The organism is Pseudomonas sp. ICMP 3272 (assembly GCF_001466905.1).
Taxonomy (GTDB): Bacteria; Pseudomonadota; Gammaproteobacteria; order Pseudomonadales; family Pseudomonadaceae; genus Aquipseudomonas; species Aquipseudomonas amygdali.
Window position 1 is genome coordinate 1 of sequence record NZ_LKEK01000042.1, and the last position, 14,485, is coordinate 14,485.

13 protein-coding genes are annotated in these 14,485 nt (G+C 60.5%); 1 reads left to right on the forward strand and 12 read right to left on the reverse strand.

Going from position 1 to position 14,485, the window contains the following annotated elements:
* Positions 1–101: 101 nt before the first annotated feature.
* From AO068_RS08195 to AO068_RS08235, 9 genes are all read right to left on the reverse strand, one after another.
* Positions 102–1,502 carry an LLM class flavin-dependent oxidoreductase gene (locus tag AO068_RS08195; RefSeq protein WP_058408093.1) on the reverse strand — a complete coding sequence of 467 codons (1,401 nt, stop codon included), beginning with the start codon at positions 1,500–1,502 and terminating at the stop codon, positions 102–104.
* Between the two features lie 4 nt (positions 1,503–1,506).
* Positions 1,507–1,947, reverse strand: a complete 441-nt coding sequence (locus AO068_RS08200; RefSeq protein ID WP_005733099.1) for an acyl-CoA dehydrogenase family protein — start codon at positions 1,945–1,947, stop codon at positions 1,507–1,509.
* Between the two features lie 15 nt (positions 1,948–1,962).
* Complete coding sequence (locus tag AO068_RS08205; protein WP_058408094.1) at positions 1,963–3,177, reverse strand: SfnB family sulfur acquisition oxidoreductase; 1,215 nt, start codon at positions 3,175–3,177, stop codon at positions 1,963–1,965.
* 184 nt (positions 3,178–3,361) lie between these two features.
* The gene (locus AO068_RS08210) at positions 3,362–4,141 is read right to left on the reverse strand and encodes an ABC transporter ATP-binding protein (protein ID WP_058408095.1); all 780 of its coding nucleotides are present in this window, start codon (positions 4,139–4,141) and stop codon (positions 3,362–3,364) included.
* A 5-nt stretch (positions 4,142–4,146) separates the two neighbouring features.
* Complete coding sequence (locus AO068_RS08215; RefSeq protein ID WP_058402356.1) at positions 4,147–5,478, reverse strand: ABC transporter substrate-binding protein; 1,332 nt, start codon at positions 5,476–5,478, stop codon at positions 4,147–4,149.
* 47 nt (positions 5,479–5,525) lie between these two features.
* Positions 5,526–6,593: a branched-chain amino acid ABC transporter permease gene (locus AO068_RS08220; protein WP_004665249.1), complete on the reverse strand. Its 1,068-nt coding sequence runs from the start codon at positions 6,591–6,593 to the stop codon at positions 5,526–5,528.
* Between the two features lie 21 nt (positions 6,594–6,614).
* Positions 6,615–7,496: a branched-chain amino acid ABC transporter permease gene (locus AO068_RS08225; RefSeq protein ID WP_005733105.1), complete on the reverse strand. Its 882-nt coding sequence runs from the start codon at positions 7,494–7,496 to the stop codon at positions 6,615–6,617.
* A 3-nt stretch (positions 7,497–7,499) separates the two neighbouring features.
* On the reverse strand, positions 7,500–8,303 hold the full coding sequence (locus AO068_RS08230) for an ABC transporter ATP-binding protein (protein ID WP_404944487.1): 804 nt from the start codon (positions 8,301–8,303) through the stop codon (positions 7,500–7,502).
* On the reverse strand, positions 8,300–9,400 hold the full coding sequence (locus tag AO068_RS08235) for an AMP-binding protein (RefSeq protein ID WP_058408096.1): 1,101 nt from the start codon (positions 9,398–9,400) through the stop codon (positions 8,300–8,302). The genes AO068_RS08230 and AO068_RS08235 overlap by 4 nt, the downstream gene beginning before the upstream one ends.
* 280 nt (positions 9,401–9,680) lie before the next feature.
* Here AO068_RS08235 and AO068_RS08240 point away from each other — a divergent pair, with 280 nt between their 5' ends.
* Positions 9,681–10,919, forward strand: a complete 1,239-nt coding sequence (locus AO068_RS08240) for an acyl-CoA dehydrogenase family protein (protein WP_058408097.1) — start codon at positions 9,681–9,683, stop codon at positions 10,917–10,919.
* Positions 10,920–10,928: 9 nt separating this feature from the next.
* Here AO068_RS08240 and AO068_RS08245 read toward each other — a convergent pair whose 3' ends face one another.
* From AO068_RS08245 to AO068_RS08255, 3 genes are read right to left on the reverse strand one after another with little or no spacing between them, the layout of a single operon-like run.
* Entirely contained in the window at positions 10,929–11,915 is a 987-nt protein-coding gene (locus tag AO068_RS08245; RefSeq protein WP_004665242.1) for an ABC transporter permease, read from the reverse strand.
* Positions 11,912–12,916 (reverse strand): ABC transporter permease, encoded by a 1,005-nt coding sequence (locus AO068_RS08250; protein WP_058402352.1) that lies wholly within the window; start codon positions 12,914–12,916, stop codon positions 11,912–11,914. The genes AO068_RS08245 and AO068_RS08250 overlap by 4 nt, the downstream gene beginning before the upstream one ends.
* A complete protein-coding gene (locus AO068_RS08255) occupies positions 12,903–14,474 on the reverse strand; it encodes a sugar ABC transporter ATP-binding protein (protein WP_058408098.1) in 1,572 nt (523 codons plus the stop codon). The genes AO068_RS08250 and AO068_RS08255 overlap by 14 nt, the downstream gene beginning before the upstream one ends.
* Between the last annotated feature and the right edge of the window lie 11 nt (positions 14,475–14,485).

The window sequence follows — 14,485 nt, forward strand, 5'->3', positions numbered from 1 at the left end:
GGGATTATCGTTCCGCACGCTCCAGCGTGGGAATGCCGTTCGTGACGCTCCGCGTCACAGATTTGCGCCGCGCCACCTGGGCAACGACAGTCGTCAAACGTTTAGGCACTCTCCGTTTGGCGAGCGCGATGCAGTGCAGCGAGGTCGCGAAAGGCAGCGCCCGGGTGCCCCGCTTCCAGGCGCGGTCCTTCGCCGAACAGCTTTTCGCGCAGGGTGCCTTTGGCATATTCGGTCTTGTAGACGCCGCGTTTCTGCAGTTCCGGCACCAGCAGGTCCACCGCATCGATGAACGTTTCATGGGTCAGCGCGTAGGCCAGGTTGAAGCCGTCCACGTCGGTTTCTTCAACCCACTCCTGGAGCAGGTCGGCCACGGTTTCCGGGCTGCCGACAAACAGCGGGCCGAAACCGCCGATACCGACCCAATCGGCCAGCGCCTGCGGCGTCCACACCGTGTTCGGGTCAGCAGTGGAAAAGGTCTCGACTGCCGACTGAATGGCGTTGGTGTGCACATGCCGAAGCGGCTCATCAGGCTTGAACTGGCTGAAGTCGATGCCGGTCCAGCCGGAAATCAACGCCATCGCGCCTTCATAACTGACCCAGCTTTTGTATTCCTCGAATTTGGCCTTGGCCTTGGCGTCCGTTTCGCCAAGGATCACCGTCTGCAAGTTGAAAATCAGCACACTGGAGGGGTCACGACCGGCCTCGGCGGTGCGGCGACGGATATCGGCCACGGTCTTTTTCAGCAGAACTTTGGAGGGTGCGGCCACAAAAACGCATTCGGCGTGCTCGGCGGCGAACTGCTTGCCGCGGCTTGAAGCCCCAGCCTGATAGAGAACCGGTGTACGTTGCGGCGACGGCTCGCACAGGTGAATACCCGGCACCTGGAAGTGTTTGCCGACATGGCGAATCTCGTGGATCTTGCCGGGGTCACTGAATACCCGACGCTCGCGATCACGCAGAATCGCGCCCTCCTCCCAACTGCCTTCCCAGAGTTTGTAACAAACCTCCAGATACTCCTCGGCATAGTCATAGCGCGCATTGTGTTCGGTAAGGGTTTTCTGCCCCAGGTTCTTCGCGCCGCTCTCCAGATACGACGTGACGATATTCCAGCCTGCGCGGCCCTTGGTCAGGTGATCGAGCGTCGACAGACGACGGGCAAACGGATAAGGATGTTCGAACGACAGCGACGCTGTCAGGCCGAAGCCCAGATGCTCGGTCACCAGCGCCATGGGCGGAATAAGCTGCAACGGATCATTGACCGGCACCTGCGTGGCCTGGCGAATGGCCGCCTCACCGTTACCCCGATAAACATCGTAAATGCCCAGCACATCGGCAATGAACAAACCATCGAACTTGCCGCGCTCAAGAATTCTGGCCAGATCGGTCCAGTATTCCAGGTCCTTGTACTGCCAGGAGCGATCACGAGGATGAGCCCAGAGGCCAGGCGACTGATGGCCGACGCAGTTCATGTCGAACGCATTGAGGCGAATCTGACGAGACATACACTTACTCCTGAAGCTGCGGCGGAACCACGCCATTGAGGCGTTGATTGCCGATAACCTGATAGTGCCAGCGCAGCGGTTCACGACCGGTCGGGGCAGGCAATGACGAACGTTGGCCGGTCAATTCGTACTGAATATTGCCCACCGCCTGCAATGCATCGGCACTGGCGATGACCGCCTCGCTGCTGGCGACAAGGCGCTGCTCGGGCGAGCCATCCAGCCTCCGGGCACGCTCCAGCAGCGCGGCGGCAACCTCCAGACGAATCTGCAGGTCGCCGACTTTGCTGATCACATAGGGATCATCGACAATGCGCTGCAGGTCACTGAGCGGCCATGGCTGAGCGTGCTCACGCAGATAATCGAGGGTGTCTTGCAAGCCTTCGCGCGCCTGACCAAGGTCTTCGGCGGCGACCTTCAGTTGTGCGGTAATAGCGGGATGCGTCATGGGCGTACTCCTTGATCAGTTCCAGGCATGGCGTGGCGGTGCAATGCCGTTGAGCACCTGATTACCGATCAGGTGATATTTCCAGCGTGCCGGGTCATGCAGGGTGTGGGTGCGCGCATTGCGCCAGTAACGGTCCAGATTGAGTTTGCCCAGCACCGAACGGGTGCCAGCCAGTTCGAACAGCTGGCTGCTGGCGAGCAAGGCAATCTGTGCCGACAGCACCTTGGCCTGCGCGACGATCACCGATGCTTGCGCGACGCTGGCCTCACTGGGTTCGGCCAACGCATGGTCAATGGCTTGGCCGGCCTTGGCGAGAATCGCGTCGGTGCCATGCAGCCGCCACTGCAAGTCGCCGATGGTGGCGATGCTGAACGGGTCCTGCCAGCCGAAATCCTGCTTGCTGTCGATCCATGGCCGCGCCAGTCGTGCGTGCTTGAGGGTTTCCTCGAAGGCGCCGTGGGCGATGCCGGTGTCCACCGCCGCCTGAATGATCTGCGAAATCGGCCCGTCGGCAGTCGGCTCATCGAATGCCCGGTGCGCAGGGATCACCGCGCTCGACGGCACGCGGACAGCGTTCAGGACTGCCCCGCCGCTGGCGGTGGTGCGCTGGCCGAAACCGTCCCAGTTGTCGATGATCGTCAGGCCCGGATTGCCGCGCTCGACGAACGCGATAAAGGCCTGATTCTTCTCGTTGACCCCCGCCACTGGCACGATGTGCGCGAATAGCGCGCCGGTGCAGTAAAACTTTTCACCGTCCAGCACCGCGTGCTCGCCATCGAAGCGGATACGGGTCTGGAAGGCTCCGGCGTTCTTGCTTTTCGACTCGGAGAACGCATTGCCGAAGCGGTAACCGGCCAGTGCCTTGCCGAAATAGTGGCGCTTCTGCTCCTCGGTGCCGGTCTGCAGCAGGATATCGAGCACGCCCAGATGGTTCTGCGGGATCTGCCCGAGCGAAGAGTCGGCGGCAGAAATGATCTTGATCACTTGCGCAACAGTGACGTAGGAAACGCCTGCACCGCCATAGGCTTTGGGCACGGTAATGGCCCACAGTCCGCTGGCGGAAAACTCATCCAGCTCGGCGACCGGCAGACGGCGTTCGCGATCACGCAGCGACGCTTCCTCGGCAAACCGGCTGGCCAGTGCTGTGGCGACTTCGATGGCTTCGGCATCGGAAGCGATGACATGTGCTCTGGGCGGTGCTGCAGGTGGAATTGAGAGTGGGTTACTCATGGGCTGGCTCCTGCTCGTTGGCGACAGGTTGAAAACACTCAACACGCTTGACCTTGAACAGTGCACAGCCCGTGCCGTAAATTATTTTTCTTTTAAAACAGTCGCTTGCATTAAATTTAAGATTCTCGGCGGTGCCCCGCAGAACAAAATGTCCGAACACTGTTGCTGGGCGAACAGCGGGGATTCACACTTGAGTCGCTGTGCCCAGATAGAAGTTCTGGATATCGTCACTCCCGGCCAGTTCCTGCGCAGTCCCTGAGCCCACCACCCGGCCGTTCTCCAGCACATAACCGAAGTGCGCGTATTCCAGGGTCAGATTGATATTCTGCTCGGCCACCAGCAGGCTCAGCCCCGCCTCGCGATTGAGCCGCGCCAGCGTGTCAAAAATCTCCTCGACTACCTGCGGAGCCAGTCCCATGGAAGGCTCGTCGAGCAGCAGTAAACGAGGCTGGGACATCAATGCCCGGCCGATGGCGACCATCTGCTGTTCACCGCCCGACGTATAGCCGGTCAGCCGTTTACGCAACAGGCGCAGCCTGGGGAAGTAGCTGTAGACCTTCTCCAGCCTGGCCTTGATTTCGGCCCGTGATGGTCGCGACACAAAAGCGCCGATCAGCAGGTTCTGCTCGACACTCAAGTGGGTGAAGCAGTGTCGACCTTCCAGCACCTGCGCCAGACCGTTTTTGACCAGTGCCGAAGGATCGGAACGGGTGATTGGCAGGCCCTGGTAGTGAATCCGGCCACTGACCACCTCGCCCCACTCGGCACTCACCAGTCTGGAAATGGCCTTGAGCGTAGTGCTTTTTCCCGCGCCATTGGCCCCCAGCAAGGCCACGATCTGGCCCTGCCGAACCTGCAGACTGATCCCGCGCAACGCGAGGATGGATTGCTCGTAGAACACCTCGACCTGCTCCACCGACAGAATGGTTTCGGCAGCGGGCGCAGCATGCGGGATCAGGCTCATCGGGTTTACTGCTCCTTGCTGCAATCGCGCGGGGTAATGCCTTTTTCCTTGGCGTACTGCGCAGCCGATGCCTCGATGATGGGCCGCAACAAGGCACGATCAGCCTGTATCCAGTCGCTGATCAGGTTCCAGCGCTGGCCGTCCCATTGCTGAAAGCGCACCGCACCACCGCCTTCGTGGTCAGCGCACGACAGCTTCAATGGCTGTACCAGCCCTTTGGCACCCAGCGCCTGCAAGCGTGCGTCGTCAAGGTTCAAATGCTCGAACCCCCAGCGCACCTGCTCGCCAGTCAGTGGCTTATTGCCGAATCGGGCCTGTGCAATGCGCAGCGCTTCGACATTGAGGATGCCGTTCACCACACCCAGGTTGTAATACACGGTGCCAAAACGCTTGGGGTCGGCCAGGTTGCCCTGCCCCTTGTCGAGCACCGCCGTCTTGATGCCTTGCAGCACCGGGAAGTCAGTGCCGGAGGGGTGCGTGGTGATTGAAATGAAGCCCTTGGCGGCTGCCCCTGCGGGAATCACGTCTTCCTCGGAATTGCTCCAGATGTTGCCAATAATGTGATCCACCGGAAAACCAACCTTCTGCGCCGACTTCAGCGCCACCGGATTCATCACCCCCCAACCACGCAGGATCACCCAGTCGGGCTTGAGGCGACGAATGTTCAGCCATTGCGATTGCTGTTCGTTACCGGGGTGCGGTACTTCCAGGGTGGTCAGCTCGAAGCCGTAATTTTTTGCCAGGGTTTCCAGTACACCATTGGTTTCCTTGCCATAAGGCGAGCCGTGATACAGCACCGCGATTTTCTTGCCCTTGAGCGACGCCAGGCCGCCTTCACGCTGACCGATGTAATTGACGATGGCCGACACTTCGGAGTACGGGTTCAACTGCAGCGGAAACACATAGGGAAAGACACTGCCGTCTGTGGAATCCGTGCGTCCGTGGTTGATGGTGATCAGCGGAAGTTTGTCGGCAGTAGAGCGCTCCAGCGTGGCGTAGGCGATGCCGACGGAAAGCGGATTGGTCGCCGCAGCCGGCGCACCGTTGAGCCCGCCCTTGAGACGCTCGTAGCACTCGACGCCCTTCTCCACCACGTATTCGGTTTCGCACTCCGACCAGGTCAACTTGACGCCATTGACCCCACCGTTGGCATTGACGTATTGCAGGTAGTCGATGAAACCACCGAAAAACCCGGTGCCGCCCGCAGCATAAGGGCCTACCCGGTAGCTCTGCAGCGGGAAATACTGCTCGTTGGCAGCCTGTGCCGTGGTAACCAGACCACACCCCAGCAGGGCCATACCGAGGGCCAGACGCAACAGGGATTTTCGGTGTTTCATAGGCGCATTCCTTGAGGTACACGAGGTTTTTGTGGGTGAGTAACCAGTCAATAGCGCAGCGGCCAGACGCGTGCGCGCTGACGAAAGCGCAGCCAGAGACGCGCCAGCCCTTCGGGCTCCTTGATCAGAAAAGCGATGATCAAGGCGCCGAAAAGCATTTTCTGAATGTTTTCCAGTTGCCCGGAATCGATCAGGCCGACCGGCAACAAGGCGCTGAGGTTGCCGAGCAGAATCGGGAACAGCACGATGAACGCCGCGCCAAGGAAGTTGCCTTGCACGCTGCCCAACCCGCCGATAATGATGATGAACAGAATCTGGAATGACCGGTTCAGGTCAAAACCATGCGGCTCGACCGTGCCCAGATAAGCGAACGCCCACAGCGAGCCAGCGACGCCCAGATAGAAACCGCTGATGGCGAATGCCAGAAGTTTGGCTTTGAACAGGCGAATGCCGATTACCGCAGCGGCGGTGTCCATATCGCGCACGGCCATCCAGTTGCGGCCCAGCTCGCCGCGAAGCAGATTTCTCGCCAGCCAGAAAAGCAGCACTACCAGCCCAAGCGTCAACAGGTAGCGGCCTTGCGGCGAGCTGAAATTCACCCCGGCGATGATCAGTGGCGGCGAGGTGATCACGCCCGAGGCATTGTCGTTGGTGAACCAGCTGAAGCGGGTCAACACCCACTCGACCACAAACTGTGCGGCGAGTGTCGAAACCAGCAGGTAGAAGCCCTTGATCCGCAGGCTGGGCAGCCCGAACAGCAACGCCACTAGCGCAGACACCAGCCCACCCAGCGCGAAACCGAGCAGCAACGGCATGCCCGGCACCCGCAGTTGCAGGTTATAGGCAGCGAAAGCACCCACCGCCATGAACGCAGCCGAGCCCAGCGATAATTGCCCGGCGTAACCGGTTAACAGGTTAAGCCCCAGCCCCGCCAGCGACAGCACCAGAAACGGAATCAGGATCGCGCTGAACCAGTAATCGTTACCCAGCAACGGCACTGCGATAAAAGCGAATACCAACAGGCTCCACAGCCCGATGCGGTCCTGGCGCAGACGAAACACCCGGCGTTCATCCGCGTAGCTACTCGCCAATTGTCCGGTTTCTCGATAAAGCATGGCATTGATCCTTGATGAAAGTCAGACGCGCTCTATCGCCCGCTCGCCGAACAGGCCGGCAGGGCGAACCAGCAGAAACAACAGCGCCAGCACATACGGCACCCAGTTTTCGATACCGCTGCCGATGATCGGCCCCAGGTAAATCTCGGCCAGCTTCTCGGCTGCGCCGATGATCAGACCGCCGACAATCGCGCCGCCAATCGAGGAAAAACCGCCAATGATCAACACCGGCAGCGCCTTAAGCACCACCAGTGACAGGGAAAACTGCACCCCCAGCCGCGCCCCCCAGAGCAGCCCGGCCACCAGTCCGACAAACCCGGCCACGGCCCAGACCACCGCCCAGATGCGTGGCAAACGGATACCCACGGCCAGCGAGGCCAATGGGTCGTCCGCCACTGCACGCAACGACAGACCGATACGAGTACGGTTGAACAGCAACGACAGGGCAATCACCAGCGCCGCAGCCGTGCCCGCCGCGAACAGGTCGAACTGCGAGAGCAACATGCCGCGAATTTCCAGTGGCTCGTCAGGGATGCCCAGCTCAAGGCCGTGAACCTGCGCCCCCCACAGCGCCTGGGCCAGGCCTTCGATCATGTACGACAGGCCAAGGGTGGCCATGAACAGAATGATCGGTGGACGATTGACCAGTGGGCGCAGAACCATTCTTTCGATCAACAGCGCCAGCACCACCATGCTGGCCAGCGTTGCCAGAAACGCCCAGAAAAATGGCACACCCCGCTCCAGCAGGCTGACAAACGTCAGCGCCGCGAACAGCACCATCGCGCCCTGAGCGAAGTTGAACACCCCCGACGCCTTGTAGATCAGCACAAACCCAATCGCCACCAGCGAGTACATGACACCTGCCAACAGCCCGCCGATCAGCACTTCAAAGAAGAATTCCATGGTTTATGGTTTCCCGACCGAAGACGAACGACGCGTGCCGAGATACGCAGCGATTACCTGAGGGTTGGCGCGAACCTGCGCGGGTGTGCCGTCCCCGATCTTGCGACCGTAATCCAGCACCACCACATGGTCGCTGAGGCCCATCACCACACCGATGTCGTGCTCGATCAGCACCACAGTGACGCCCAGCTCACGATTGATATCGCGGATGAACTGACTCATCTCGTGCTTCTCTTCGGCATTCATTCCGGCCATCGGCTCGTCCAGCAACAGCAGACGCGGTTCCGCCGCCAGGGCGCGGGCCAGTTCGACACGTTTTTGCAGGCCATAGGAAAGTTTGCCCACCAGTGCATGGCGCCACGGGTGGATGCGCAGAAACTCAATCACCCGCTCGGCATGCCGGCGTTGTTCGTCGTCTTCGGCAGGTGCCCGACCGATGCGCAGCATCTGCTCAAGCCAGGTACTGCGCCGTTTGAGATTGCGCCCGGTCAACACGTTGTCCAGCACACTCATGCCCTTGAACAAGGCGATATTCTGAAAAGTACGGGCTATACCGCCCTCGGCCGCTTGGTGCGGACGCATCCGGCGGCGCGTCTGGCCGGCATAAGTGATGGAGCCGCTTTGCGCCTGATACACGCCATTGATGACGTTGAGCAGCGAACTCTTGCCCGCACCATTGGGGCCTATCAATGCGCAGATCTCGCCTGTAGCCACCGAGAAACTGATTGAGGTAACAGCTTTAACCCCTTTGAAAGATAAGGAAATATCTTCAAGTTCCAACAGCGTCACAGGCGCCAGCGCACTCAAGACGGCACACCCAGTAGTGCTGGCGCATGCGGCATATCATCTGCCGGTTCTTGCGACTGATTGGCCTGGCTCGCTGCCCCCAACCTGATTGGCCTGATACCCAGCGCCGTAAAAAACGCTTCGCTCTGTGGCGTCAGCGCATCGCCTGCCAGCAATGGTTTAGCCAGCCGACTCATGCCCAACACGTCCAGCAGCGGGCGGCGAATCAACCAATAACCCAGCCAGCGCCGCACGGCACCCGGAGCAGGAGCCATCGCCCATTGATAAAGCCGGTGGCTGATGCTGCCTGGTAGCGGCAAGCGCTCCCTGACCCAGAGTTCCAGACGTGCGTAGGACTCGCGAGTGCCCAGCACCAGGGTGGGCCCCAGTTCGCGACGGTCGTTGTCGCGAGTGCCAAGGGCCTCGGGAAAATTCAGGCAAAACCCGGCAACCAGCCAGGGTGCCAACAGATAGCGCGCCTGCCCGCTGGCGGCAAACACTCTGGCGGCCAATGCCTGATCCTGGCTGGAAAGCGCATGCCTTTGCGCCAATTGCCTTGCGTCCGAAAGCAGAACTGCATGACTCAACTGCAGGTCCGGCTGCCAGTCGACAGCGGGAAAGACAAAGGCCGCAGCCCGGCTCTGGAGCGGATCGGCAACGTCGCCAGCGGGTCCGTTCAACAGTCGGGCATAGTCGATCACCCCGCTGTCATCAGCCTCAGTCAGGCCGCGCTTGTCCAGCAACACGACGATGCCCGGTGAGGCGACGCGCACCTGGAGAAGCGCTTCCAGCCCGTCGACCACTGCAAACTCCGGCGACTGGCCTGCCAGCCATGCGCGGTTATCCAGCGCCGGGTCGAGCAAGCTGACGCTGCCCCCAAGCCAGTGCGCCGCCAGCGTCAACAACAACGCTTCGGCTCGCGCCTCGCTGATAATGAACAGCCTGTCGGCCGGGCCGAACCCGACGCACTTCAAGGCAGCAGCCAAGCTTCTGACGTCAATGGCCAGCTCGCCCCAGCTACGTTTCTGCCAGATACCGAATTGCTTGTAACGCAAGGCCGTCTGTTCAGGGCGGCTTTGAGCCTGCTGTAGCAGCGCCTGGGGCAATGAGTCGCACATGTTGCGCTTCCGTCGATAAAGAATCGATGAAGCCATAGCAGCGAGCGTGCCAGTCTAACAACCTTATTAATATCAATAAGTTGCAACGCCTGAATGAGTTTTATCACTGTGCGGTTTGCAGACAAGCTGTTGCGCGGCTGTTGCCCGGACAACAGATGAATCCGCCAATTAAAATAAAATCTATAAAAATCAGTTAGTTATATTCAGGCATAAAGCATGCAGAGATCTGCACGAACCCACCCGGCCCATGTGCCGATCTCTTCGCGTTCAGGAGTACCGCATGACTCAATCAACCGGCTCAAACCCTCTCTCGCTGGGCACCGATTACGAAACTCTGGCCAACCGGTTCCGGCCGATTTTCCGCGAGATCGGCGCTGGCAACGTCGAACGCGAGAAAGCCCGCGCCCTGCCCTATGAACCGATTGCCTGGCTGAAGAAAGCCGGTTTCGGCGCTGTGCGGGTGCCCATTGAATACGGCGGTGCGGGTGCTTCGGTCAGCCAGCTGTTTCAACTGCTGATAGAACTGGCCGAAGCCGACTCGAACATTCCGCAAGCCTTGCGAGCGCATTTCGCCTTTGTCGAAGACCGCTTGAATGCACCACCCGGCGCCGACCGGGACACATGGTTTGCACGCTTCGTGGCTGGGGATCTGGTCGGCAACGGCTGGACCGAGGTAGGGGCAGTGAAAATCGGCGATGTGATAACCAAAGTCAGCCCTCAAGGCGATGGCTTCGTGCTTAACGGCACCAAGTTTTACAGCACCGGCAGCATTTTCGCCGACTGGATCGACGTCTACGCCCAGCGCGCCGACACTGGAGCCGATGTTATTGCGGTGGTGGATGCCAGGCACGCAGGCGTGCGTCACAGTGACGACTGGGACGGGTTTGGCCAGCGCACCACCGGCAGTGGCACCTCGGTGTACGACAATGTGCCGCTGCCTGCCACACATGTCATTCCGTTCGAGCAGCGTTTTAAATACCAGACGGCGTTCTATCAGCTGGTGCTGCTGGCGGTGCTGGCAGGTATTGGCCGAGCCGTCGAACGCGACATCGCGCATGAAGTGCGCGACCGCAAGCGCATCTTCAGCCACGGCAATGCGGGCAGCGTCAGCCAGGACTCACAGGTGCAGCAAGTGGTTGGCCAGATCGCCGCCCAGGTCTACGCCGCAGAGGCGGCCACCCTGCGTTCTGCCGAGCCTTTGCAACGCGCTTATGTGGCACGCTTCGGCAATAATCCACAGCAGGAAAAAGACGCCAACATTGCCGCGGAAATCGAGACGGCCAAGGCGCAGGTCATTGTGTCGGAACTGGTGCTGCGCTCTGCCACCGAGCTGTTCAATGCGCTGGGCGCGTCAGGCGTCAGCGTCAACAAGGCGCTGGATCGCCACTGGCGTAATGCTCGCACAGCGGCATCGCACAATCCGCTGATCTACAAGGCGCGCATTGTCGGTGACTGGCGCATCAATGGTACCGAGCCGCCTTTTGTCTGGCAGATCGGCAGCGGTACCGGCAAAGCCTGAGGCGTAAGGTTACGCCGCGTTACGCAACAGGTGGCGACTGGCAAAGCTGAACGCCAGCACCAGAAAGATCAGCACCCCGGTCGCTACCTGCTGCCAATAGAAGTTCCAGCCGATCAACAACAAACCATTGGCGATGACGTTGATGAACAGCACGCCCAATAACGTCCCGACAATGTTGGCACGCCCATGGCGACTCAGCGTCGTGCCGATGAACACCGCGCCAATGGCGTTGATCAGGTAGGCATTGCCCGACATCGGCACGTAGGCGTTGACCGTGGAGCTGAGCAGGATACCGGCGACCGCGCAGGCCAGAGCGCTGGCGACAAACACCTGTACGGCGATGCGCCGGGTAGAAAGCCCCGAGTAATACGCCAGCTGCGGCTGAGTCCCCAGCGCAAGCATTTCCCGCCCCAAACGGCCACGCGCCAGCACCAGCCCGTAAAACCCTGCCAGCACCCCGACCACCACCAGAGGCAATGGCACGCCCAGAATCAGTACACCGCTAATGCCCGGCAACGCGCCCTGAGCGATGTAGATAGGTTGACCACCGTCGGATAACAGCTGCTGCACGCTGGTGCCGATAAACAATGTACCCAGCGTCGCCAGAAACGGCGAAATACGCAGCCCGGCGATCAGCGTCGCATTAAACGCGCCCGCCGCGCCGCCTGCCAACAAGGCCACCGCGATGGCCGCGCCCAGACCGTGGCCGCCATTGAGCGTGACGACAAAGCCGAGGCTGGCAAAGTCCAGCGCCGTTCCCACCGACAGATCGATGCCGCCGGCAGCAACTGCCCAAGTCATGCCAACGGCCACAATGGCCAGCAACACAAAATTGTTCAGCACCAGGCTCGACAGGTTGCCCCAGCTCAGAAATCCCGGTGCATTGATGGCGAAAAACAGCAGGATGATCAATACCAACAGCGGCAGGACCGCAGGCAACAGGCGCGGCAGGAATTTCACCAGTGTTGAAGAAGTGTTCAGGGTCAGCGTATTCATTGTTCACCCTCCCGGCGGCCCAGCGCCCCGGAAAATGCCACCACCAGCAGGATCAGCACGCCTTGAACGCCATTGACCCAGAAATTGGAGATGTTCAGCAATTGAAAGCCATTGATCAGAAAACCCAGCAGCAACGTCGCCAGCAAGGTGCCAGGAATGTTGGCGGTCAGGCGCCGCGAGAACACCACACCGAGAAAGGCAATCGCCACCACTGACAGCAGCATGTCGCCGGAGCCGGTGGTGCTGCCACTGAAAAATGCAGCAGAGCAGAACGCCGCAATGGCGGCGCAGCCACCGGCAATCAGGTAGCTGGCGAACACATGGCCCTGCAGATTCAGGCCGGCAGCAGTTGCCGCTTGCGGGTATTCACCGATGGCATACAGGCGCAGGCCAAACGCGCTGTGCTGAATCAGCAGCCACAACAGCGCTGCGACACTCAGCAACACCCACGCCAGCGCCGGAATGCCCAGCCAGACGCCGGAAGCCAGACTGTCCAGCAGCGCGGAATCGGTAGCCAGTACGGTGTTCTGGGTCAGCACCAGCTCCAGACCTGCAATCAAATTCATGCTCGCAAGTGTCGCCAGCAACGGCGGCAAGCGTAAAAACACCACTGCCAGACCATTGAGCGCGCCAACCAGCAGACCACAGGCGAGCGTCAAACCAATCGCTTGCCAGGCGTCGAAACCGGCGTTGTTCAGACTGCTGTAAACGGCTGCGCACAGACCGAGATTGGCCGCCAGCGACAGGTCCAGCCCGCCGCTGACAACGTTGGAGCCACCGCCGATAACCACACATGTCAGGCCCAGCGCCAATATGCCCAGCACGGCTGACTGGGCGAACACGTTGCTGATGTTGCCGATGCTGAGAAAGTTGGGCGCGCTGACCGCAAAGCCCAGCAGTATCGCCAGAAATACCAGCAACGAACCGCGCTGTGCCAGCCGCACCAGCCAGCGTTGCGAGGGATCGCCGACCTGAATGACTGATGTTTCAAGCGTGGACATGGCGGGTCTCCTGGAGAGTATGTTTACCGTCATGACGGCTTTCGCTGGCACCGGTGGCGCAGGCCAGCAACTGGTCACTGTCGGTGCTCGACGAATCGAATTCGCCCGCAATACGCCCCCTGTGCAGCACCACAATGCGCTGGGTGATGCCGATCAGTTCCGGCAGGTCCGACGACAGCACCAGCACTGCTGCACCGCCTTCAGCCAGCCGGGCAATCAGCCGGTAGATTTCCACCTTGGCACCAATGTCGACACCCACACTGGGCTCATCCAGCAGGTACAACGTCGAGTGTCGACTCAGCCACTTGGCCAGGGCGACCTTTTGCTGGTTGCCACCGCTGAGCAATTGAACCGCCGCATCATGGCCTGAGGTCTTGATCGCCAGTTCACCGATCAGGCGCTGGCTTTCCCTTGACTGCGCAGCACCGTCGAGCAATCCCCAGCGGCTGAAGCGCCCGAGGCTGGCCAGGGTAATGTTCTCCAGCACCGAAAGCGCTGGCGCTACGCCATGCGTGCGGCGCTCTTCGGGGACCAGCGCGATACCGTTGCGCACCGCATCACGAGGGGATTTCAGGCGCAACGGCTGACCATTCAACAGCACGTCGCCACGATCCGGCTTGAGCAGCCCGAACAGGCTCTTGAGCAATTCCTTGGCACCCGAGCCGACCAGCCCGGTCAGGCCCACCACTTCGCCACTTCGCACGCTCAGGTCAACGCCGTTGTAAAAGCGTCCTGCTCCCAGCCCGTTCAATTGAAGCACTGGCGGGCCGGGCTGCGTCTGCGCCCGGAAATATTGCTCACCCACGTCACGATTGACCATCAGCCGGGCGATCTGCGCGGTGCTGACAAGCGCGGGATCAACCACCGCCACATCGCGTCCATTGCGCAGCACGGTGACCTGATCACACAACGATTCGATTTCCTGCAGGTAGTGGGAGATGTACACAATGGTCAGACCGTCATCGCGCAAGCGCCGGACAATCGCCAACAACCGGTCCACCTCCTGTTTGACCAGTGACACACTCGGCTCGTCGAACACCAGCACCTGCGGTTTGGCCAGCAGTGCGCGAGTGATCTGCAATATCTGTCGCTGCGCGCTGTCCAGATCGCGTACCAGCGCCCCGCTCGGCAGGCGCATGGCAAAATAATCATCCAGCAACCGGGCCGCTTCGCGCTCCTGAGCGCGTCGATCGACGAACAGACCGCGTTTGATTTCCTGCCCGAAAAACAACGCCTCGCCGACGCTGAAGCTGCCCGGCAGCAAGCGCTCCTGATGAATGAAATGCACGCCCGCGGCTTCAATCTGGCGCGGAGTAAAGCTGTCGAACTGCTGGCCATGAATACTCAAGCTGCCCGCATCGGCGCGATGAATACCGGCGAGGACCTTGATCAGGGTTGACTTGCCTGCGCCGTTTTCGCCAACCAGCCCATGAATCGTTCCGGCCTCGACCCGCAGGTTGACCCCATCCAGTGCCTGAGTGGCACCAAAGCGCTTACTGATGCCCTGCAAGTGCAAGGCCGCCGTTGCCCTCGTAACGTCTGCAATCGCTGCTCTCATGGTCGATCTCC

Excerpts from the sequence above, each read along its gene's own strand:
- AO068_RS08235 (WP_058408096.1), bottom strand. The coding sequence starts at position 9,400 with ATGTGCGACTCATTGCCCCAGGCGCTGCTACAGCAGGCTCAAAGCCGC.
- AO068_RS08215 (WP_058402356.1), bottom strand. The coding sequence starts at position 5,478 with ATGAAACACCGAAAATCCCTGTTGCGTCTGGCCCTCGGTATGGCCCTG.
- AO068_RS08220 (WP_004665249.1), bottom strand. The coding sequence starts at position 6,593 with ATGCTTTATCGAGAAACCGGACAATTGGCGAGTAGCTACGCGGATGAA.
- AO068_RS08210 (WP_058408095.1), bottom strand. The coding sequence starts at position 4,141 with ATGAGCCTGATCCCGCATGCTGCGCCCGCTGCCGAAACCATTCTGTCG.
- AO068_RS08245 (WP_004665242.1), bottom strand. The coding sequence starts at position 11,915 with ATGAATACGCTGACCCTGAACACTTCTTCAACACTGGTGAAATTCCTG.
- AO068_RS08225 (WP_005733105.1), bottom strand. The coding sequence starts at position 7,496 with ATGGAATTCTTCTTTGAAGTGCTGATCGGCGGGCTGTTGGCAGGTGTC.
- AO068_RS08255 (WP_058408098.1), bottom strand. The coding sequence starts at position 14,474 with ATGAGAGCAGCGATTGCAGACGTTACGAGGGCAACGGCGGCCTTGCAC.
- AO068_RS08205 (WP_058408094.1), bottom strand. The coding sequence starts at position 3,177 with ATGAGTAACCCACTCTCAATTCCACCTGCAGCACCGCCCAGAGCACAT.
- AO068_RS08250 (WP_058402352.1), bottom strand. The coding sequence starts at position 12,916 with ATGTCCACGCTTGAAACATCAGTCATTCAGGTCGGCGATCCCTCGCAA.
- AO068_RS08195 (WP_058408093.1), bottom strand. The coding sequence starts at position 1,502 with ATGTCTCGTCAGATTCGCCTCAATGCGTTCGACATGAACTGCGTCGGC.
- AO068_RS08240 (WP_058408097.1), top strand. The coding sequence starts at position 9,681 with ATGACTCAATCAACCGGCTCAAACCCTCTCTCGCTGGGCACCGATTAC.
- AO068_RS08200 (WP_005733099.1), bottom strand. The coding sequence starts at position 1,947 with ATGACGCATCCCGCTATTACCGCACAACTGAAGGTCGCCGCCGAAGAC.